Source organism: Micromonospora sp. CA-111912 (assembly GCF_050948415.1).
In the GTDB taxonomy this organism is placed as follows: domain Bacteria; phylum Actinomycetota; class Actinomycetes; order Mycobacteriales; family Micromonosporaceae; genus Micromonospora.
Window position 1 is genome coordinate 4,117,050 of record NZ_CP192007.1, and the last position, 19,030, is coordinate 4,136,079.

At 73.3% G+C, this 19,030-nt stretch carries 20 protein-coding genes; 6 read left to right on the plus strand and 14 right to left on the minus strand.

All coding sequences use genetic code 11. From position 1 onward, the window contains the following. Window positions 1-9 precede the first annotated feature (9 nt). The 3 genes from ACQPZO_RS17050 to ACQPZO_RS17060 all read right to left on the minus strand — a co-directional run bounded on the left by ACQPZO_RS17050 (window position 10) and on the right by ACQPZO_RS17060 (window position 2,411). A complete protein-coding gene (locus ACQPZO_RS17050) occupies window positions 10-636 on the minus strand; it encodes a lipoprotein (RefSeq protein WP_433342132.1) in 627 nt (208 codons plus the stop codon). Window positions 637-760: 124 nt separating this feature from the next. Then, window positions 761-1,015 (minus strand): hypothetical protein, encoded by a 255-nt coding sequence (locus ACQPZO_RS17055; RefSeq protein ID WP_433342134.1) that lies wholly within the window; start codon window positions 1,013-1,015, stop codon window positions 761-763. A gap of 154 nt (window positions 1,016-1,169) precedes the next feature. Beyond that, complete coding sequence (locus tag ACQPZO_RS17060) at window positions 1,170-2,411, minus strand: hypothetical protein (protein ID WP_433342136.1); 1,242 nt, start codon at window positions 2,409-2,411, stop codon at window positions 1,170-1,172. Window positions 2,412-2,549: 138 nt separating this feature from the next. Here ACQPZO_RS17060 and ACQPZO_RS17065 point away from each other — a divergent pair, with 138 nt between their 5' ends. The 5 genes from ACQPZO_RS17065 (at window position 2,550) to ACQPZO_RS17085 (ending at window position 7,962) form a co-directional block, all read left to right on the plus strand. Then, window positions 2,550-4,100, plus strand: coding sequence for an NAD(P)/FAD-dependent oxidoreductase (locus ACQPZO_RS17065; protein ID WP_433342137.1), 1,551 nt, complete (start codon window positions 2,550-2,552; stop codon window positions 4,098-4,100). 254 nt (window positions 4,101-4,354) lie between these two features. After that, window positions 4,355-5,620 (plus strand): FUSC family protein, encoded by a 1,266-nt coding sequence (locus ACQPZO_RS17070; RefSeq protein ID WP_433342139.1) that lies wholly within the window; start codon window positions 4,355-4,357, stop codon window positions 5,618-5,620. A gap of 124 nt (window positions 5,621-5,744) precedes the next feature. Continuing rightward, window positions 5,745-6,470, plus strand: a complete 726-nt coding sequence (locus ACQPZO_RS17075; RefSeq protein ID WP_433342141.1) for a FadR/GntR family transcriptional regulator — start codon at window positions 5,745-5,747, stop codon at window positions 6,468-6,470. After that, a complete protein-coding gene (locus tag ACQPZO_RS17080) occupies window positions 6,458-7,294 on the plus strand; it encodes a sterol desaturase family protein (RefSeq protein ID WP_433342142.1) in 837 nt (278 codons plus the stop codon). The genes ACQPZO_RS17075 and ACQPZO_RS17080 overlap by 13 nt, the downstream gene beginning before the upstream one ends. Continuing rightward, window positions 7,291-7,962 (plus strand): lysoplasmalogenase family protein, encoded by a 672-nt coding sequence (locus ACQPZO_RS17085; RefSeq protein ID WP_433342143.1) that lies wholly within the window; start codon window positions 7,291-7,293, stop codon window positions 7,960-7,962. The genes ACQPZO_RS17080 and ACQPZO_RS17085 overlap by 4 nt, the downstream gene beginning before the upstream one ends. 146 nt (window positions 7,963-8,108) lie before the next feature. Here the strand turns inward: ACQPZO_RS17085 and ACQPZO_RS17090 are convergent, their stop codons facing one another. The 7 genes from ACQPZO_RS17090 to ACQPZO_RS17120 form a co-directional block, all read right to left on the minus strand. Then, a complete protein-coding gene (locus tag ACQPZO_RS17090; RefSeq protein WP_433342145.1) occupies window positions 8,109-8,378 on the minus strand; it encodes a GlsB/YeaQ/YmgE family stress response membrane protein in 270 nt (89 codons plus the stop codon). A 154-nt stretch (window positions 8,379-8,532) separates the two neighbouring features. Next, window positions 8,533-10,116 (minus strand): hypothetical protein, encoded by a 1,584-nt coding sequence (locus ACQPZO_RS17095; protein ID WP_433342147.1) that lies wholly within the window; start codon window positions 10,114-10,116, stop codon window positions 8,533-8,535. Then, window positions 10,113-10,412 (minus strand): YciI family protein, encoded by a 300-nt coding sequence (locus tag ACQPZO_RS17100; RefSeq protein ID WP_433342149.1) that lies wholly within the window; start codon window positions 10,410-10,412, stop codon window positions 10,113-10,115. The genes ACQPZO_RS17095 and ACQPZO_RS17100 overlap by 4 nt, the downstream gene beginning before the upstream one ends. Window positions 10,413-10,425: 13 nt before the next feature. Next, the gene (locus ACQPZO_RS17105) at window positions 10,426-11,748 is read right to left on the minus strand and encodes a hypothetical protein (RefSeq protein ID WP_433342151.1); all 1,323 of its coding nucleotides are present in this window, start codon (window positions 11,746-11,748) and stop codon (window positions 10,426-10,428) included. A 45-nt stretch (window positions 11,749-11,793) separates the two neighbouring features. Further along, window positions 11,794-12,663: an SDR family NAD(P)-dependent oxidoreductase gene (locus tag ACQPZO_RS17110; protein ID WP_433342152.1), complete on the minus strand. Its 870-nt coding sequence runs from the start codon at window positions 12,661-12,663 to the stop codon at window positions 11,794-11,796. Then, window positions 12,660-13,640 (minus strand): alpha-ketoacid dehydrogenase subunit beta, encoded by a 981-nt coding sequence (locus tag ACQPZO_RS17115; RefSeq protein ID WP_433342154.1) that lies wholly within the window; start codon window positions 13,638-13,640, stop codon window positions 12,660-12,662. The genes ACQPZO_RS17110 and ACQPZO_RS17115 overlap by 4 nt, the downstream gene beginning before the upstream one ends. After that, on the minus strand, window positions 13,633-14,568 hold the full coding sequence (locus ACQPZO_RS17120; RefSeq protein WP_396672884.1) for a thiamine pyrophosphate-dependent dehydrogenase E1 component subunit alpha: 936 nt from the start codon (window positions 14,566-14,568) through the stop codon (window positions 13,633-13,635). The genes ACQPZO_RS17115 and ACQPZO_RS17120 overlap by 8 nt, the downstream gene beginning before the upstream one ends. Window positions 14,569-14,698: 130 nt before the next feature. Between ACQPZO_RS17120 and ACQPZO_RS17125 the strand changes: the two genes are divergently transcribed. Beyond that, a complete protein-coding gene (locus ACQPZO_RS17125; protein WP_433342156.1) occupies window positions 14,699-15,829 on the plus strand; it encodes a mandelate racemase/muconate lactonizing enzyme family protein in 1,131 nt (376 codons plus the stop codon). A 129-nt stretch (window positions 15,830-15,958) separates the two neighbouring features. Here ACQPZO_RS17125 and ACQPZO_RS17130 read toward each other — a convergent pair whose 3' ends face one another. The 4 genes from ACQPZO_RS17130 to ACQPZO_RS17145 all read right to left on the minus strand — a co-directional run bounded on the left by ACQPZO_RS17130 (window position 15,959) and on the right by ACQPZO_RS17145 (window position 18,968). Then, window positions 15,959-16,705, minus strand: coding sequence for a metallophosphoesterase (locus ACQPZO_RS17130; protein WP_433342157.1), 747 nt, complete (start codon window positions 16,703-16,705; stop codon window positions 15,959-15,961). Between the two features lie 85 nt (window positions 16,706-16,790). Then, window positions 16,791-17,144: an L-rhamnose mutarotase gene (locus ACQPZO_RS17135; RefSeq protein WP_433342159.1), complete on the minus strand. Its 354-nt coding sequence runs from the start codon at window positions 17,142-17,144 to the stop codon at window positions 16,791-16,793. A 34-nt stretch (window positions 17,145-17,178) separates the two neighbouring features. After that, on the minus strand, window positions 17,179-18,012 hold the full coding sequence (locus tag ACQPZO_RS17140; protein WP_350883285.1) for a carbohydrate ABC transporter permease: 834 nt from the start codon (window positions 18,010-18,012) through the stop codon (window positions 17,179-17,181). Continuing rightward, window positions 18,009-18,968 carry a carbohydrate ABC transporter permease gene (locus tag ACQPZO_RS17145; protein WP_433342161.1) on the minus strand — a complete coding sequence of 320 codons (960 nt, stop codon included), beginning with the start codon at window positions 18,966-18,968 and terminating at the stop codon, window positions 18,009-18,011. Before ACQPZO_RS17145 ends, ACQPZO_RS17140 begins: the two co-directional genes overlap by 4 nt. Window positions 18,969-19,030 lie beyond the last annotated feature (62 nt).

Consider the following 19,030-nt stretch of genomic DNA (forward strand, 5'->3'; position numbering starts at 1 on the left):
CGCGGTCGGTCACTTCGGCAGGTTCGCGCTCGACTTGGCCAGCTGGTACGCCGGCAACATCGCCTCGAACTCCTCGTCGTCCATACCTCCGAGGGTGAGCATGAGCCGGCCCTGCGGGGTGGAGACCACGATCGCCCGCTTGCGGCTGCCCTCCTCGGTCCAGGTCGCCTCGAACGAGTCCAGCGGCCCGGCCTTGGTCGGGCGATACTGCGAGTCCTCGGCCTTGCTGCTGTACTCGTTGAGGAACTTGTCCACAGTGAGCTGCGGGTCCAGCGGGGCGGCCTCCTCGATCCGCCAGACCCGCAGGAAACCGATGTGCCCGGCCGGCTTCGCGTCGATCTCGCAGAGCAGCAGGGCGGGGCCGGCCCGGTAGTCCGTCCCCGATTTGACCGCCTTCACCTTCCACTCCGGTGGCACCGAGAAGGTCATCGACAGCGGGCAGGCGCTGCCCTCGGGGCCGACCGTGGTGCCGGCCGTCGCCGGGGCGACCTCGTCGTACCAGGGCGGGCCGGCCGCGACCGGCGACGCGGTCGGGCCGGCCGACGACGCGGGCGTCACCGCGGGCGTCGCCTTGTCGGCGCAGCCGGCCGTCGTGGTGAGGGCGAGCGCGGCCAGTACGGCCACCCGTCGGAACATCTGTCGTCGCCCCCGTCGTGGTTCGCGCCGCCGGTGTCGCGGCGACGGATGCTAACCCGCCCGCGCCCCGCCGTGCTGCCCCCGCCGCAACCCTGGCGCGGTCAGGTTCGGGTTCCCGGGGCCGTCAGGCGGCCTCCTGATCGGCGCGGGACCGCCGCTGGGGCGGGGCCGTTGCGGCGGACTGGGCGCGGGATGCGGGCCACGGGGATTCGACGGCGCCGGCCCCCCGGGCCAGTTCCATGGCGCGCTCCGCGTTGTGCAGCGTCTCGCACGGGCCCTGCTGGCCCGCGCAGAGCAGGCTGCGGCAACGGCCGTTCTCGTCGGGTTGGTGGGCCTCGGCGACGTCGTACGCCAGGCGCCACAGCAGCGGGTCCGTCACGTCGCTCGGTGCGGTTGCGTCGTGACTGGACCGGTGGTGCGTTGTGCCGGACACGCGGGACCCCTCTCGTCATCGCTGTCCCTGAACGTTCACCTTCCCGGGGCACGCTAAACCTCTGCCGGACGGGGGCGTCCGTCACATCCTCGCGGTAGCGTCAGATGATGAAGTGGGTCCAGTAGGTCAGCCAGACCACGAACAGGGCACCCTGGAACAGGGCCAGGGCGGCGGTGAGCCAGTTGTCGACGGTGGCGCGGCGGGCCCACCGGGCGAGGACCAGGGCGACCGGGAACGCGGCCAGCAGGTAGCGCAGCAGACTCTTGTACACCGGCGGCCCCATCGACAGCGGCACCAGCACCACGATCAGGGTGTAGACCAGGTAGGGCAGCTCGGCGCGGCGGAACCCGGCGACCGCCACCGCCACGACGGCCAGGGCCAACCAGACCCGGGCGGCGTCGGCGGCCGAGCCGCCGGTCAGGCCGTGGTACGCCACCCAGAGCGGGTTCTGCACCCTGATCCCCCAGCCCCGCTCCTGGGCATGTTGGTAGGCGAACCAGTCCCCCGTCTGCCACCCGGCGAACGCCATGAAGGCGAGCCACCCGGCCGGCAGGAGCAGCAGCGGCCAGCCGAGCCGCAGGTACCGGCCGAGCGTGCGCGGGTCCAGCCGGTACGCGTGCTGGCGCAGCAGGACCAGGGCGAGCGGGACGACGACGAGGAAGCCGACCGACCTGCTCAGCGCGAGGAAGAAGCCGACGACGCCGACGAGCAGCCACCGCCGCCGCTCGGCGTACCAGAAAGCGGCGAGGGCGAGGCAGAGGAAGAGCGACTCGGTCAGCGCCGCCTGGAAGAGGAACGCGGCGGGCAGCAGCAGCAGGTACCGGACGAAGCGCCGGGCCGCCGCCTCGTCGCCGCAGAGCCGCTCGCCGAGCCGGTGAGCGTAGTAGAGCTGGAACAGGAACGCGACATTGGCGACCAGCAGCAGCGCCCATGCGGTGTTCCCGCCCAGCAGCGCGGCGACCGGCCGGGCCAGGAACGGGTAGAGCAGCGGGAAGCCGAACTCGCTCCACCCGCCGGTGAGCGGCAGCCGGGCCAGGTGGTCGTAGAGCACGGAGTCCCAGGCGTACCAGAGGGAGAGCCATCGGTGCGGCGACACGGCGTCCTGCTGGGCGCGCATCGTCGCCTCGTCCACCGGGGGTGCCCCGGGAACCCCGTCCCAGGCGGTCAGCGCGGTCACGGCGACCAGCGACAGCACGAGCTTGGAGCCGACGAAGACGGCCAGCACGAACCCCCACGGCGCGGGGACCCGGGCGGCGAAACGGGCGGCCCCCCGCATGGCCCGGCCCGACCAGCCCCGTACCCCGGCCGGCCGGTCTTCGGCGTCTGCGCGCCCCTCGCTCATCTGGTGGTCCCCCGGCTCGTCCGCGACCGGCCGGGGATCCCCGCTCCCGGCCGGCTCACACCCGGCGGGCAGGTGAATTCGGCGGCGGACCGGGTAAGGGCGCTGCCTCATCCGGCAACTACGGGGGGCGGCACGGGCATGGGCGCGGAACCCGGCACGGTGGTCATCGGCGCGGGCCCGGCCGGCCTGACCGCGGCGTACGAGCTGCTCCGGCACGGCGAGCCGGTGCGGGTGTACGAGGCCGACGACGTGGTCGGCGGCATCAGCCGCACGGTGGAACGCGACGGGTGGCGCTTCGACATCGGCGGGCACCGGTTCTTCACGAAGGTGTCCCGGGTCGAGGCGTTCTGGCACGAGATCCTGCCCGACGAGGACTTCCTGCTCCGCCCCCGGATGAGCCGGATCTTCTACCGGGGCGCGCTCTACGACTACCCGCTCAACGTGCGTAACGCGCTGGGCAACCTCGGCCTGCGGGAGGCGGTGCGCTGCGTCGGGTCGTACGGCGTGGCCCGGCTGCGCCCGCCGAGGGACCAGTCGCACTTCGAGGGCTGGGTGTCGGCGCGCTTCGGCTGGCGGCTGTACTCGATCTTCTTCAAGACGTACACGGAGAAGGTCTGGGGAATGCCCGCGGACCAGTTGCAGGCCGACTGGGCGGCGCAGCGGATCAAGAACCTCTCGCTGTCCCGCGCGGTGTGGGGCGCGCTGCTGCCCCGGCGCAACCGCAAGGACGTGACCAGCCTGATCGAGGAGTTCCAGTATCCGAAGTTCGGGCCGGGGATGATGTGGGAGCGCTGCACCGAGCAGGTCCGGGCCCGCGGCGCGACGGTCAGCACCGGCACCTGGGTACGGGCGGTGCACCGCGATCCGGACGCTCGACGGGTGACCGGCGTAACCGTCGCAGGGCCGGACGGCGAACGACGGGAGGAGGCCGCGCACGTCGTCTCCTCGATGCCGATCTCCGAGCTGGTGGCGGCGCTGGACCCGCCGGCACCGGCGGAGGTGCTCGCCTGCGCCGCCGACCTGCGCTACCGGGACTTCCTGACGGTGGCGCTGGTGGTGCCGGAGGAGTTCTCGTTCCCGGACAACTGGATCTACGTGCACGACCCGACCGTGCGGGTGGGGCGGATTCAGAACTTCGGCTCCTGGTCGCCGTACCTGGTCAAGGACGGCCGGACCTGCCTGGGCCTGGAGTACTTCGTCTTCGAGGACGACGAGATGTGGCGGCGGTCCGACGAGGACCTGGTCCGGCTGGCCACCGCCGAGCTGGAGCAGCTCGGCCTGGTCGTGCCGGGCGTCGTCGAGGCGGGCCACGTCGTCCGGATGCCCAAGGCGTACCCGGTGTACGACGAGCGCTACCAGCACAACGTCGACGTGATCCGGGGCTGGCTGGCCCGCGAGACGCCGAACCTGCACCCGGTGGGGCGCAACGGGATGCACCGCTACAACAACCAGGATCACTCCATGCTGACCGCGATGCTCACCGCGGAGAACATCGCCCACGGCATGACCCACGACGTCTGGTCGGTCAACGTCGAGCAGGACTACCACGAGCAGCGCACCGACGGGGGCGACGGCCGGCGGGGAACCGGTCGCGACGCCCCGACGGTCCCGGCCCCGCCCGGTGGCCCACGCCGACGACCGGCTACCACGCGCACATCTGGCCCAGTCACCACGGCCCCGCCGAACTGACCGCCCGGGCCGACCACCTCACCGCCGTTCGCCATGCGCTCGCATGATCGTCTGCTGATTTCGGAGACTACGGCTGGCGTGTCGTCTCACTTTTCGTCAAACGATCATGAAGTGCCGGTCCGGCCTGTGCGGGTGACCACTTCGAGCGTCACCCGCCCTCCTGCGGGGTACTGCGCTGCTCGGAACTGGCTGGCCGGGGTGACGGCGATCCGTGCCCCGGTCCGCCGTGGCGGCAGGCGGGCGGGAGGCGCGGGATGCGGAGCTGGGAACGGGGCGTGGCGGGCCGGTCACGGGATCGGGTACGAGCCGCGGCGAACCGGCCGTGGGACCGGGCTCGGGAGTGGGCGCGGGCGGCGGTGGGCCGGGCGCGGGGCCGGGCGCGGGCGGCGGTGGGCCGGGCGCGGGGCTGGGCGCGGGCGGCGGTGGGCCGGTTGCGGCGGAACTGGCTGGACGTGGTCGAGGCGGCCCTCGCAGCGACGGTGGCGTGGTTCGTGGCCTCCCGGCTCATCGGCCACCCGGACCCGTTCTTCGCCCCGACCGCAGCCCTGGTCGTCCTCGGCGAAGCGCGCGGGCAGCGGCTCCGACAGACGGTCGAGATCGTCCTCGGCGTCGCGGCGGGGGTGCTGATCGCCGAGCTGGTGGTGCAGGCCCTCGGCCCGGGCAGCGGAACGCTGCTGGCGGTCCTGGTGCTGACCATCGGTCTCATGGTGACGATCGGGGCGAGCAGAACCCTCGTCGTCCAGGCGGCGATCTCCGCCCTGTACCTGGTCGCGGTGGCCGCGCCGAAGGGCGACCTGGTGCCGTTCCGCTTCGTCGACGCGCTGGTCGGCGGCGCGGTGGCGCTCGCCGCCAGTCAGCTCACCGTGGGCCGCAACCCGCTCGCGCCGCTGGTCGCCGAGGCGCGCCGGACGTTCGCCGACCTCGCCGAGGTGCTCACCCGCGTCGACGAGGCGCTGGCGCGGTGCGACGAGGCGGCGGCCCGGGCGGCGCTGGAGCGGGCCCGCGAGGTCGACGGCTGCGTGGAGCGGCTTCGGACGGCGGTGCAGGCCTGTGGCGAGTCGCTGCGGCTCGGCGTGCGCCGCCGCCGGCACCTGGGCCGGGTCGGGACCGTCGAGGCCACCGTCCGGCAGCTCGACTACGCGGCCCGCAACATCCGGGTGCTGGCCCGCGCCGGGGTCACGCTGGCCCGGCTGCACGAGGCCACCCCGCCCGAGGTGGGTGCCGCGATCCGCGCGCTGGCCGAGGCGGTACGGGCCGCAGGAGCGGCGCTGGCCACCGACCTCGCCGGCCGGCAGGAGGCGGCCCGGCACGCCGAGCAGGCGGAGGCGACGGCACTCGAGGCGGTCCGAACCGCCGCCCAGCTGCTCAGGTCCAACCCCCCGCTACCGGTGGTGATGATCATCGGACAGATCCGCGCCACCGCCATCGACCTGCTACGCGGCGTCGACGGGGAAGACGACTCGGTACTGACCCGAGTGGACGAGGCCCTCTCCCCGCCCACCCCGGCTCCCGCCCGCTGACGTTGGTCAGGAGGTGTGCGTCAGGACCGGAGCCTGACGCACACCTCTTGATCGACGCTAAAAGCGGTCGGGTGGTGGTCCAACCAGTTGACGGGTTGATGTGGTGGGGGACACACTGCTCGGCATGGAGTTTGTGCCTGTGCCCCGGGGGTCCGTGTCCGATCACGTCTTCGGGCAGCTCCGCGACGCGGTGGTCAGCGGCGCGTACCGGCCCGGCGACGCGCTGCCCGGCGAGCGGGAGCTGGCCGCCACCTTCGCGGTGAACCGGCACGCCGTCCGGGAGGCGCTGCGCCGGCTGCAACAGCTCGGCCTGGTCCGGGTCAGCCAGGGCGGCGCGACCCTGGTACTGGACTGGCGGGTGCACGCGGGGCTCGACCTCGCACTGTCCCTGGTCCGCTCCGGCGACGTCCTGCCCGTCGACACGCTGGTGCGGGACATGCTGGAGATGCGGGCCTGCATCGGCGTCGACGCGGCCCGGCTCTGCGCCGAACGGGCCGACGCGGCGACGCGCGAAACCGTCGCCCGCGCCGCGCAGGAGTACGCCGGGCTCGCCCCCGACCTGCCCCGGATGGCCGAGGCCAACATCGCCCTGTGGCGGCATGTGGTGCGCGGCTCGGGCAACACGGCGTACCTGCTGAGCTTCAACAGCCTCGTGGCCGGCGCGCTCGCCGTCGGCGAGGTGCCGCCCGAGCGGCACGCCGCCGAACTGCTCGACGTGGCCGGGCACCACCGGCTCGCCGAGGCCATCGCCGCCGGCCGGGGCGACGCCGCCGCCGAGCAGGCCCGGTCCCTGCTCACCGCCGCCCTCGCCACCCCCACCACCCCACCCGGAAGGGAATGCCGAGCATGATCCCCGCCGTGCTCTACGCCGTACCCGCGTTCCTGCTGCTCATCGTCGTGGAGGCGCTGTCCTACCGGTTCGCCCCCGACGACGACGAACGCGGCTACGAGCTGCGCGACACCACCACCAGCCTCACCATGGGCGCCGGCAGCCAGGTGATCGGCTTCCCCTGGAAGCTGCTCACCGTCGGCCTCTACGCCGCGGTGTGGACGGTCGCGCCGGTCCAGCTCTCCCCCACCAGCGTCTGGACCTGGGTGCTGCTGTTCTTCGCCGACGACCTGGCCTACTACTGGTTCCACCGCACCCACCACGAGGTACGGCTGTTCTGGGCCGGTCACGTCGTGCACCACTCCAGCACGTTCTACAACCTGTCCACCGCACTGCGGCAGAGCTGGACGCCGATGACCTCGCTGCCGTTCTGGCTGGCCCTGGCCCTGCTCGGCGTCCCGCCGTGGATGATCTTCCTCCAGCAGTCGGTGAGCCTGTTGTACCAGTTCTTCCTGCACACCGAGCGGGTCCGGGTGCTGCCCCGGCCGATCGAGTGGCTCTTCAACACGCCGTCGCACCACCGGGTCCACCACGGCGTCAACGCCGAATACCTGGACCGCAACTACGGCGGGATCCTCATCGTCTGGGACCGGCTGTTCGGCACCTTCGAGCCGGAGCGCGCCCCCGCCCGGTACGGGCTGACCAAGAACATCGGCACCTACCACCCGCTGCGGGTGGCCACCCACGAGTACGGGGCGATCTGGGCCGACGTGCGGGCCGCCGGGTCCTGGCGGCACCGGCTCGGCCACGTGTTCGGCCGTCCCGGCTGGCAGCCCGCCCGATGAGGCGCCTCATTCCCTTCGGCGTGGCCGCCGCCGTCGAACTCGTCGGCGTCGCCACGGACAGCACCGTGCTCCAGTGGCTGGCCAAGCCGCTGCTCGCCCCGCTGCTGCTGCTCTGGCTGCTGCGCTCCGGCCGACGCTTCGACGGGTTCGCGTTGGGGCTGATCTTCGCCACCGCCGGCGACGTGGCGCTGCTGCTGCCCGGCGAGCCCGCGTTCCTGGTCGGGATGGGGTTCTTCCTCGGCGCCCAGGTCAGCTTCATCGTGACGTTCATCCGGCACCGACGGCCGCCGGTGCCGGTGGTGGTCGGCTACCTCGTGCTGTGGGCGCTGGCCAACGTCGTGCTGTGGGGCCCGCTCGGGGAACTGCGGCTGCCCGTGCTCGGCTACAGCCTCGCCCTGTGCCTGATGGCCGCCGCGGCGGCCGGCGTGTCGGCCCGCGCGGCGGTCGGCGGGGCGTTCTTCCTCGTCTCCGACCTGCTGATCGGCCTGGACGCGGCCGGCACCACCCTGCCCGGCCACGGCCTGCTCGTGATGAGCACCTACATCACGGCGCTGCTGCTGCTCACCACGGCGTGGGCGGCTGCCGGTGGGCCCGACGCCGCGCGCCGGCCGACCCGGCGTACCGGCGGGGGCCCGGCCGCCCGGGCGGACACCCCGGCCACGCCCTGACGCCGGCCGCCGGCCCACCCTTGGTTCGGGCGGGCCGGCGGCCGGCGGGGCGAGCGCCGACGGCGGCGGAGCGGCGCGGACAAGGATCGGTCCCGACGGCGGGGCGGATCAGTGCCGGCGGCGGAGCGGCCGTCGGGCGCGGCGGGTCAGTGTCGGCGACGACCGTAGGCGCCGGCGGCGAGCGACACTCCGACCGCGGCGAAGATGACCTGGATCAGCAGCTCGATCCAGTCGATGCCGGCGGTGTCGTCCACGCCGAACGCGCCGGCCACGAGGGTGCCGAGGATCGCGGCGACCACACCGATCAGCAGGGTGAGCCAGATCGGAATGGTCTGCTTGCCCGGTACGACCAGCCGGCCCAGCGCGCCGACGATCAGACCGATGATGATGGCGGTGAAGAACCCGGTTACTTCCACGGTGGGCCGTTCCTTTCAGAAGGGTTGTCGCCTGCGTCCTCCACGGTGCCCCCGGAGACCGCCCGGCCAAACCGCCGACGGCCCGACCGGCGGATTCTTCACAGGACTGTCATGGTCCCGCGCGGCAACCGTCACACCCCGTGGCCGTCCCGGGTCAGCCGGCGCAGTGGGCGTACCTGGCGGCCCGCTCGGCCAGCCACAGCCAGCGGCGCTGCGTCTCCCCGGCGGTGGCGGCGACCATGGCGAGGGCGTCGCCGCGCACGGCGGTGAGGGCCGCGCCGGTGGCCGACGGGTCGTCGAGCAGGGCCGCGCCGTCGCGGAACGCCTCGGCCTCGGCCGAGCCGCCGAACCGGGGGGCCACCTCGTCGCGCCAGAAGTCCGCCCAGGCCAGCTCCGGATCCCAGGAGAACCGGGCGTACGCCAGGTAGCTGATCTCGTTGGTCGGGTGGTACGCGGACGGCTCGGCGAAGATGGTCAGCCCCCGCATCCCGGCGGCCCCGGAGCGGGTGGCCATGTCGGCGTACATCTCGGGAACCCAGGAGTGCCGCTGCCGGTTCCACTGCGACCCGGCGTGGGTGCGCAGCACGCTGGTCGTGTGTGGCAGGCGGTCGACGTGCTCGGCGGTCAGCCGGTCCCGCTGGTCGTACCAGAACCCGCGGTTGACGCAGTACTGGTACGCCACGTCGTCGGGCAGGTCGGCCAGTGGCTTCTGGGCGTCCAGGTCGAAGATGTTGTCCCAGTACACCTCGACGAGGTGGCGCAGCGGCACCCCGGCCGGGCCGGTGCGGCGGGCGGTCTCCAGCAGGGTCGGGTAGACCGACCGCATCGCCTCGTACGACCAGGAGGTGCGCTCGCCGCCGGCGCGGGCGGCGCACCGGGCGCAGGCGCAGCTTCCGTAGTCGCCGGTCTCGAAGTTGATCCCGCCGACGGGCAGGGTGTCCAGCAGCCAGTCGATGGCGTCGCGGTGCCAGGCCAGGTTGTCCGGCTGGGACGGGCAGGCGGCCATCATGTACTCGCTGGCCGGGAAGTGCAGGTCGCCGAACTCGTCGATGTCGAAACCGACCTTCTTCGGCAGCTCGGCGGCGAGGTCGGGGCGCCGGCGCAGCCAGGTGGCCAGGTTGTACCGGTGCCGGCCGTCGAAGTAGATGCCGCCGTAGGCGTTGATCCCGACCCCGGCGATGATCCGCACGCCCCGGGCGTTGGCGTACTCGCACAGCTCGCGGGCCGCCTCGACGCCGCCGTGGGCGTCGCGCAGCAGCCCGTACACGACGATCCCGCCGATCCGTTCGCGGCTGCAGAAGTCGACCAGCCGGCGGTAGTCCGCGCCGAACGCGTCGGCGGACTTCGCGTACGGGTTGAGCGCGCCGATCTCCTGCTGGCCGAGCTGCCGGGTGTCCCAGTTGGTGGAGTGGTCCCAGGTCCACAGGGTGCGCAGCGGCAACCCGGGGGCGGCGGCGGACGCGCCGACGGGCAGGCCGGCCGGGGTGGCCGACGCGACCAGGGCACGCGCGGCGTACACCAGGCCGGCGAACGGGTCGCCGGTGAGCCGGATCTCGCCCCGCTCGGGCACGTCGATCCGGTGGCCGCCCTCGGGCAGCGCCGGGTCGACGGCGAGGCGGACCGGCACGGCGTCCGGCCCGCCCTCGCCCAGAGCCTCGCGCAGCAGCCCGGCGGCGAAAGGCGCATGCTCGGCCCCGAGCACCCGCACGCCGGAAACCTGGCGGTACGACGACATCATGTCCTCCCGATGGTGTGGGCGGTCGCGGCGAGGTAGTCGACCACGTCGATCGCGGTCCACACGCCGTGCCGCCAGTAGGGGTCCTGTTCGGCGAGGGTGCGGGCGGCGGGCGCGTCGGCGGCCCGCAGCACCAGCACGGAGGCGCTCAGGTCGGCGCGCGCCCCGGCGATCAGGGCGGTGCCGTCGGCGAGCAGGGCGCGCACGTGCGCCAGGTGCGCGGCCCGGTGGGGTTCGCGCCGGACGACGGCGTCGGCGGCGAACGTGGCGGTGACCAGGTAGGTCGGTTCGAACTTCACGCGATCCCGGCCTTCACGCCTCGGCCCCGATCGCGCCGAGCAGTCGCCGCATGGCGACCCGGTAGACGGTCTGCGGGCGGCCCGCTCCGGTGCTGACGTGCACCCCGACCTCCTCGGCGAAGCCGGCCGCGCGCAGCGCCTTGAGCAGCCGGCGGGCCGAGCGCGCCTCCACCCCGTACGCGTCGGCCAGCCCCCGGGCGGTGACCTCGTCGGGGTCCATCTGGTGCAGGGCCTCCAGCAGCCGCCGGGTGGACAGCGGCCCGATCCCGAGCTGCTCGGAGACCCGCAGCACGCCCGGGCCGGTCTCCCGCAGCCGGGGCCGCACGGCGGTCTCCCGGCTGGAGTAGACCTCCCCGTCGGGGAACACCACGTGCGTGTCGCCGCTGTGCCGGCCCAGCGCGAGGGCCTTGCGGGCGTTGTCCTCGGCGGCGGCGATGGTGGTGCCTGCGCCGAAGCCGACGGCGTGCTCGACGTCGACCCCGCGCAGGGCGAGCAGGGAGGCGTGCCCGTCCCGGTGCCGGGCGATGGCGCTCTCCACGGTGCCCCGGGTAGTGGTGATCAGCAACGTCCGGTCGTCGATGGTGGCCAGCCGGCCGCGCATCCGCTCGGCGTGCTCCAGCAGCGCCTCGCGTACCCGCAGCCGTTGCCGTTCCGCCTGGTACGGGTCCTGCGCCCGGGTCGTCGGCACACCCAGGTCGACCATCATCACGGCGATCTGGGTGGCCCGGGACTGGCGGATCTCGGCGGCGAGCCAGGCCCGGCGCAGCGCGTCGCGCACCGACGCGCGGGTGTGCTCGACGCGCCACACCGGGACCCCGCTGTCGACGAGGTCCCGGTGCACCGCGCCGAGGCAGGTCAGGCACGCCTCGACCGCGCCGGAGGCGTACCGCTCCCGGTGGTACGCGGTGATCTCGTCGAGGCCGGTGAAGAGCAGCCCGGAGGAGTCGGCGATCGGCAGGATCTCCGTGGGCGGGGCGACCTCGATGTCGTGGTACGTCTCGCGGACGGTCTCCGCCTCTATGGTGTCCACGCTGACCCGGGGCAGCTTCCCGCCGGTGGCCAGCAGCATCCGCGACAGCGTCCGGTACAGGTCGATGCCGGCGTGCGGGACGTAGTCGATCTCCGCCCGCAGCTCCCCGGACGCGTTGGCGAACGCGTACGGGATGCGCCCGGTGAACAGCAGCACCTGGCACACCTCGTCCAGCTCGCGGGCCAGCTCGGGGGCCTGCTCGGGGCGGGTGTACACGCGTGTGGTCACCGCTTCCGCGCGGCCTTCCCCGACCGCCACCTCCTGCACGAGCCGGATCGAGTCCTCCGGGCCGATGATCCCGATCACGATGCTGCCTCCACGTGGTGTCCCGCTGGCCTAGAGGATGGGTGCTCAGCCCGTGCAGACCGTGCCGACCAGGCCGGCGCTGACCGGCGACGCCAGCAGCACCAGCACCGAGGCGACGTCCTCGGGGCGGCCTAGCGCGGCCTCGATCGCGGCGACCCGCCCGCCGTCGGTGCCGTTGACCCGCGCCTCGTCCAGCGACCGCCGCATCAGCGGTGTGTCGATGTCTCCCGGGCAGAGCGCGTGCACGCGGATCCCCTGTGGACCGAGCTGTCGGGCCAGCGTGATCGCCAGGCCGTGCAACCCTCCCTTACTCGCGCCGTAGGGTACCGAGCCGGAGCCGGTCTGGATGCCCGCCTTCGATCCGACCAGCACGAGCACCCCGTCGCCGGGGCTCAGGTGCCGGGCGGCGTGCTTGGCGACCAGGAACGGGCCGGTGAGGTTGACGGCGATGACCCGCGCCCACAGCTCGACCGGCACGTCCCGCACGTCCAGGCCCTGGCCGCCCATGATCCCGGCGACGTGCAGCACGGCGTCGACGCCGCCCAATTCGGCGGCGACGGCGTCGAGCGCCCCGGCGACCTCGGCCTCGACGGTGACGTCGACGCCCCGGGCGCAGGTGCTCGCCCCGGCGGACCGGGCCTCGGCGGCGGCCTCGGCCGCGCCGGTGGCGTCGGCGTCCAGCACGGCGACGGCCGCGCCGGCCCCGGCGGCGGCCAGCACGGTGGCCCGGCCGATGCCGGACGCCCCGCCGACGACGACCACCCGCCGCCCGGCCAGCAGGCCGACCGACGGGCCGACCGACGTGGTTCCGCCGTCCAGGCCCGGTCCGACCGACGCGGTTCCGCGGCCCACGCCCGGTCCGGGCGGCGGGGTGCCACCGCCGCCCGGGCCGGCCGCCGGGACGCCGCCGCTCATGCGCGGACCGTGCGGCGCACCGCGTCGGCCACGGTCGCCGCCTCGGGCACCACGGCCGCCTGGAGGGCGGGCGCGGCGGGCATCGGCACGTCCGGGGCGGCCACCCGGGCGACCGGGGCCCGCAGGTCGGCGAAGCACTCAGCGGCGGCCCGGGCGGCGATCTCCGCGCCGAAGCCGCCGGTCAGGTTGGCCTCATGGGCGACGACCAGCCGGCCGGTGCGGGCCACCGACGCGGCGACCGTGTCGAAGTCCAGCGGGTTGAGCCAGCGCAGGTCGATCACCTCGACGTCGACGCCCTCCTCGGCGAGGGTCGCGGCGGCGTCCAGGGCCGCCGACACCATCCGGGACCAGGCGACGACGGTGACGTCGGCGCCGGGCCGGACCACCCGGGCCCCGCCGATTTCCTCGACGGGGGCGTCGGTGCGCACCGGGCCCCGGGTCGGGTAGAGCATCCGGGCCTCGGCGACCACCACCGGGTCGTCGCTGACGACCGCGGTGCGCAGCATCTGGTACGCGTCGTCCGGCGTGGCCGGCAGCGCCACCCGCAGGCCGGGGGTGTGCGCGAAGTACGCCTCCGTCGAGTGCGAGTGCTGGGCGCACGCCCCGGGCGAGTAGCCCTGCTGCATCCGGATCACCAGCGGGGCCTTCCACCGGCCCGCGCTGGAGTAGTGGATGTTGGCGATCTGGTTGACGATCTGGTCCATCGCCACGAACGAGAAGTCGGCGTACATGATCTCGGCGATCGGCCGCAGGCCGGTCATGGCCGCGCCGAGGGCCATGCCGAGGAAGCCGGTCTCGGAGATCGGGGTGTCGAAGATCCGGTCGGAGCCGAACCGCTTGTGCAGCCCCTTGGTGGCGCCGAACGGCCCGCCGGGCAGCGCGACGTCCTCGCCGAAGTAGATGGTGTCGGTCCGGCTGTCCAGGGCCCAGGTAAGCGCCGCGTTGACGGCCTGGATGTAGCGCATCGACTCAGACATAGACGTGCTCCTTGGCGGTCGCCGGGTCCGGGGTGGGCACGGCGCGGGCGGCGGTGACGGCGGCCTCGATCTCGTCGGCCACCTCGGCGTCGATGGCGTCGAGCCGGGCGGCCAGGTCGGCGTCGGCGGCCCGGCGGATGCGGGCCAGCGGCTCGCGTTCCCGGGCGGCGGCGATCTCGCCGGCCGGGCGGTAGTGCTGCACGTCGCCGCTGTAGTGGCCGACCAGGCGCTCGGTCATGGCCTCCACGATGGACGGTCCGGAGCCCTCCCGGGCCCGGTCCACGGCCTCGGCCATCGCCTCGGCGACGGCGTCGGGGTCGTTGCCGTCGACCACCCGGCCGGGCAGGCCGTAGCCGGCGGCCCGCTCGGCGAGCTGCCGGACCCGCACCATGTCCTCGATCCGGGACATCTCGGAGTAGACGTTGTTCTCCACCACCAGCACCAGTGGCAGGTCGAGCACGGCGGCGAGGTTGAGCGCCTCGTGCACGTTGCCCTGGTTCATCGCGCCGTCGCCGATGCTGACCACCGACACGGCCCCGCTGCCGGTGCGCTGGGCGCTGAGCGCCGCGCCGGTCGCGATCGGCACCCCGGCGCCCACGATGGAGTTCTCGCCGACGAACCAGCGCCCCGGGTCCGACAGGTACGGCGACGCGGCCCGCCCGCCGCAGAGCGCGGAGTCGCGGCCCATCATCTCGGCGAACAGGCCGGTGAGGTCGACGCCCCGGGCGATCGCCCAGCCGTGTCCCCGGTAGGTCGCGGTGACGTGGTCCCCGTCGCGCAGCGCCCGGCAGGCGCCGACCGGGACGGCTTCCTGGCCGTTGCACAGGTGGATCGAGCCCGGGATCTCGCCGGCGTCCTTGAGGGCGGCCAGCCGCTCCTCGAACCGGCGGATCCGGGCCATCAGCCGATAGTCGTCGGGCAGGCCCATCACACCCCCTGAGATAATTGAGCCTTATTCCGGCTCGTTGGTTGAGGAGCCTAGACCAGCAGTCCAAGGCTATGGAAGAGTGCACAAGCAAGTTTGTGGCCGTTATTGGTCTCTAATTTGGGGAGCGGGCATGGAGATCGCCGAGGTGGAGTCCGTGGTGCGCGGCGACGCGCACTTCGTCCAGCTGCGCACGTCGGACGGGCTGACCGGGGTCGGCCAGTCCGCCTGCTGGGGATACCCGACGGCGGTGCACGCCGTGGTGGAGACGTTCCGGCCGTACCTGCTCGGGGCGGACCCCAACCGGATCGAGCACCACTGGCACCACCTCTACCGGATGGGGCCGTTCCGCGGCTCGGTGCTCACCGCCGCCGTCTCGGCCGTCGACCTGGCCCTGTGGGACCTGCTGGGCAAGCGGCTCGGCGTGCCGGTGTGGCAGCTGCTCGGCGGCCGGGTCCGCGACCGGATCCGGCTGCACCTGCTGCTGGGCGGCACCGGGGCGGAGGCCCTCGCGGCCCAGGCCGCCGCAGCCGTCGCCGACGGCTTCACCGCCGTGAAGTTCGACCCGCTGCCGGCCGACTACGGCGACGTGTCGCTGGCCCGCCTCGTCGCCGAGACCGAGGCCACCACGGCGGCGGTGCGCGACACCGTCGGCCCGGACGTCGACCTGCTCGTCGAGCTGCACCGCAAGCTCACCCCGTTGCAGGCCACGGCCGTGGTGCCGGCGCTGGCCCGGCACCACCCGCTGCTGGTGGAGGACCCGATCCAGATCGACAGCGTGAGCAGTCAGGCCGAGGTGGCCCGCCGGGCGCTCGGCGTGCCGATGGCCAACGGGGAACGGCTGCACACCATCTGGGAGTTCAAGGAGCTGCTCGCCCAGGGCGGCGCCCAGTACGTCCGGCCCGACGTCGGGCTCGCCGGCGGGCTCAGCCACGGCCGGAAGATCGCCGCGCTCGCCGAGGCGTACCACGCGGCCGTGGTCACCCACAACTGCCTCGGCCCGCTGCTGACCATGGCCTCGGTGCAGCTCGACACTGTCATCCCGAACTTCGTCACCCAGGAGTACTCCCCGATCGACGACCGGCTCGCCGACGGGCCGGCCCGGGCCTGCGTCCGCCGCGAGGGCGGATTCCTGCCGGTGCCGCAGGACCCGGGGCTGGGCGTGACGCTCGACCTGACCGACGAACGACCGCTGGACCTCACCGGCCGGCCGCTGACCCGCATCCCGCTGCGCGCCGACGGTTCGGTCGCGTACGCGGTGTAAGGAAGGGCACCTTCTACCCGCCGCCGCCTGCGGCGACCCGCGATACGACCGGGGTCAGGCTGGTCCCCCGGCGTCTGGTGATCGGCGCGAGGGCGAGCAGGAAGCCGGGTACGGAGATCCCCCGCATCCTCAGACCACCACCCGGTAGTGGGTGGTCAGCAGCCCCGCTTCGTCGTAGAGGTGGAACGCCACCCCGGGCGGCTGTCGCAGGTCGACCAGCGGCCCGTCGCCCTCCCAGGGCAGCCGGAGCGTGGAGACGACGCCGGGCGCGATCCGCAGTGGCCGACCGGCGAAGGTGCTCGCGGCGGCGGTGTGGAAGTGCCCGGTCAGCACCGCGACGACCTGCGGATGGGCGGCCAGCAGCTCGGCCAGCGGCTCGGTGGGAAGCAGCCGGGTCGGGTCGATGACGGGGTGGTGCAGTTCGACCGGCGGGTGGTGGAAGGAGACGAAGACCGGCGTCCGGGCCGGCACCGAGCCGAGTTGGCTGGCGAGCCAGTCCATGGTCTCCGCGTCGAGGTGGCCGTCGTCCTGGCCCGGGATCGACGAGTCGGCGAGCAGGAAGACCGCGCCGGCGACGTCGTGCCGGGTGTTGATCGGGCCGTTGCCGCCGACCTCGTCACCGAGCAGGCCCTTGCGGTACGCGTCACGGACATCGTGGTTACCGGGGCAGACCATCACAGGCAGTGGGGACGCGAAGAGCTTCGCGGCGGTCCGATACTCGGCCACCTCGCCGTGGTCGGCGATGTCCCCGCTGATCAGGATCGCGTCGACCGGGCGGGGCAGGGCGTGCAGGTGGTCCATCACCCGGGCGGTCCGTTCGGCTGACCGAGGATGGCTGTCGAGGTGCGTGTCGCTGAGATGCGCGATGACGAGCATGCTTCCCCTAATGGTCGTTCGCATCCTGGACATTAGGGAGGCTACGCTCGCTGACCATGCCCGCGGCAGGTAGCGGCGCGACAGTTCAGCGGGTCGGCGGGCGGCCGGGGTGGTGGAAGACCGGGTGCGCCCACAGCGGCTCGCCGTCGGCGTCGGCGATCTCGGCGAACAGGTGGGCCAGCGACGCCGTCCAGCGGGCCTGCACGTCCGAGGCGCCGGTGACCGCGCCCGCGCGGGCGAAGCCCCACCGGGTGCGCAGCACGCAGATCAGCAGCAGGTCGCGCCGATAGATGGCGTAGTCGTAGATGCCCGCCTCGTCCAGCAACGCGGACAGCTCCGGCCATATCTCGGCGTGGCGGCGCTCGTACTCGGCCTCCGCGCCGGGGCGCAGCCGGTACAGGTGGCAGACCTGCTCCCCCGGCCCGGCGGTCGCGCTCACCGCGCGCCCCGCCGGGCCGACTTCGCTGGGACCGTCACTTGCCGGAGCCGGCGAGCGCGCCGGAGACGAGCTGCCGCTGGAAGACCAGGTAGATGATCAGCACCGGCAGCAGGGCGACGATCAGCCCGGCGCTGACCAGCGGCACCGACACGTCGTACTGGCCGCTGAGCATGGAGACGCCGACCATCAAGGTCTTGCTGTCCGAGCCGCCCATGATGACCAGGGGCAGCAGCAGGTCGTTCCACATCCAGACGAAGTTGAAGATGGCCAGCGCCGCCAGGGCCGGGGTGGCGATCGGGGCGAGCAACCGGAACAGGATGGTCAGGTGTCCCGCGCCGTCGACCCGGGCCGCCTCGATCAGTTCGTCGGGCACCTGCTGGAAGTACCCGGCGAGCTGGTACGTGCCCAGCGGCAGCCCGAACGCGGCGTACGCCAGGATCAGGCCCTGGTACTGGCCGGACATGCCCAGGTCCAGCACCGTCTGGTAGAGCGGGTAGATGATCGCCTGGCTGGGGATCGTCAGCGTGACGATGATCAGCAGGAAGACGATCTTCCCGCCCCGGAAGCGCATCTTCGTCACCGCGTACGCGACGAACAGCGCGGCGAGCACCGACAGCACCAGCCCGCCGAGCGTGGTGATCAGCGAGTTGAGCAGCAGCCGGGGCATGTTCATCCGGCGGAACGCCTCGAGGTAGTTGTCCAGGGTGATCCCGGCCGGCAGGCCCAGCGGGTCGTGGGCGAAGCCGGACTGCGTCTTCAGGGAGCTGACCACGGTGAACAGCAGCGGGTAGATCGCCGCGACCGCGACGACGACCAGCGCGAAGGTCAACAGGTAGCGCCCGATCCGGGCGGAGTGGCGCGGGTTCATCGCGGCTTGCGGGTCCCCTCTGTGAACATGTGCCGCACGCTGAAGATCGACAGCACGGCGACGAAGACGAACAGGGCGATGCCGATGGCCGAGCCGTAGCCGCGGTCAAGGAACTGGAAGGTGGTGAGGAAGACCAGGTACTCGGGGAGCATGGTGGCGTCGCCCGGCCCGCCCTGGGTCAGCGCGTAGATCAGCGGGAACAGCCAGATCAGCACGCCGGAGGCGCAGACCACGCTCCAGTACGCCACGGTCGGGCGCAGCATCGGCACGACCACCGACCACAGCCGCCGGAAGAACCCGGCGCCGTCGAGGTACGCCGCCTCCAGCATCTCGTCGGGGATGGTGGACAGGCCGGCCAGGTAGGTCATCACGCCGAGCCCGAAGAAGCTCCACAGGGCGACCGCCACCAGCGAGAACAGCGCGCTGTACCGGCCGTTGAGCCACTCGATCGCCAGCGGTTCCAGGCCGACGCCGCGCAGCAGGGCGTTCAGCGGCCCGTCGGGGGAGAGGATCTGCCGGAACATGATGCCGACGACGATGGGCGCGATGGTGTACGGCACGAAGTAGACGGCCCGGAAGAACTTCCAGCCCGGCGAGCGCTGGTGAATCAGTAACGCCAGCACCAGCGGGAGCACGATCCACACCGGCAGGGTGGCCACCACCAGCAGGGCGTTGCGGAAGCTGGTGAGGACCATCGAGTCGTCGAACATCCGGGTGTAGTTGTCCGCCCCGGCGAACTCGCTGCCGCCGAACCCGCTGGACGACTCGAAGCTGGTGAGCACGCCCCGCACGAGGGGCACCAGCTTGAACAGCACGGCCAGCACGAGGGCGGGCAGCACCAGCGCGACGGCCAGCCACCACTCCCGGGCCCGCCCGGGTCGTGGCGGGCGGCGGGCCGGCGCGGGCGGGGTGTCGGCGGCCACCGGCTCCGACACCGGCGCGGTGGAGATCGTCATCAGGGTTCCTTCCCCCGGGCTGGCCGGGCGGGGCGACACGGCGTCACCCCGCCCGGAGTGCT

What these genes read in the sequence shown, in the direction of transcription:
- ACQPZO_RS17050 (WP_433342132.1), bottom strand. Translation starts at nt 636, where the DNA reads ATGTTCCGACGGGTGGCCGTACTGGCCGCGCTCGCCCTCACCACGACG.
- ACQPZO_RS17060 (WP_433342136.1), bottom strand. Translation starts at nt 2,411, where the DNA reads ATGAGCGAGGGGCGCGCAGACGCCGAAGACCGGCCGGCCGGGGTACGG.
- ACQPZO_RS17065 (WP_433342137.1), top strand. Translation starts at nt 2,550, where the DNA reads ATGGGCGCGGAACCCGGCACGGTGGTCATCGGCGCGGGCCCGGCCGGC.
- ACQPZO_RS17070 (WP_433342139.1), top strand. Translation starts at nt 4,355, where the DNA reads ATGCGGAGCTGGGAACGGGGCGTGGCGGGCCGGTCACGGGATCGGGTA.
- ACQPZO_RS17075 (WP_433342141.1), top strand. Translation starts at nt 5,745, where the DNA reads ATGGAGTTTGTGCCTGTGCCCCGGGGGTCCGTGTCCGATCACGTCTTC.
- ACQPZO_RS17080 (WP_433342142.1), top strand. Translation starts at nt 6,458, where the DNA reads ATGCCGAGCATGATCCCCGCCGTGCTCTACGCCGTACCCGCGTTCCTG.
- ACQPZO_RS17085 (WP_433342143.1), top strand. Translation starts at nt 7,291, where the DNA reads ATGAGGCGCCTCATTCCCTTCGGCGTGGCCGCCGCCGTCGAACTCGTC.
- ACQPZO_RS17095 (WP_433342147.1), bottom strand. Translation starts at nt 10,116, where the DNA reads ATGATGTCGTCGTACCGCCAGGTTTCCGGCGTGCGGGTGCTCGGGGCC.
- ACQPZO_RS17110 (WP_433342152.1), bottom strand. Translation starts at nt 12,663, where the DNA reads ATGAGCGGCGGCGTCCCGGCGGCCGGCCCGGGCGGCGGTGGCACCCCG.
- ACQPZO_RS17115 (WP_433342154.1), bottom strand. Translation starts at nt 13,640, where the DNA reads ATGTCTGAGTCGATGCGCTACATCCAGGCCGTCAACGCGGCGCTTACC.
- ACQPZO_RS17120 (WP_396672884.1), bottom strand. Translation starts at nt 14,568, where the DNA reads ATGGGCCTGCCCGACGACTATCGGCTGATGGCCCGGATCCGCCGGTTC.
- ACQPZO_RS17125 (WP_433342156.1), top strand. Translation starts at nt 14,699, where the DNA reads ATGGAGATCGCCGAGGTGGAGTCCGTGGTGCGCGGCGACGCGCACTTC.
- ACQPZO_RS17130 (WP_433342157.1), bottom strand. Translation starts at nt 16,705, where the DNA reads ATGCTCGTCATCGCGCATCTCAGCGACACGCACCTCGACAGCCATCCT.
- ACQPZO_RS17140 (WP_350883285.1), bottom strand. Translation starts at nt 18,012, where the DNA reads ATGAACCCGCGCCACTCCGCCCGGATCGGGCGCTACCTGTTGACCTTC.
- ACQPZO_RS17145 (WP_433342161.1), bottom strand. Translation starts at nt 18,968, where the DNA reads ATGACGATCTCCACCGCGCCGGTGTCGGAGCCGGTGGCCGCCGACACC.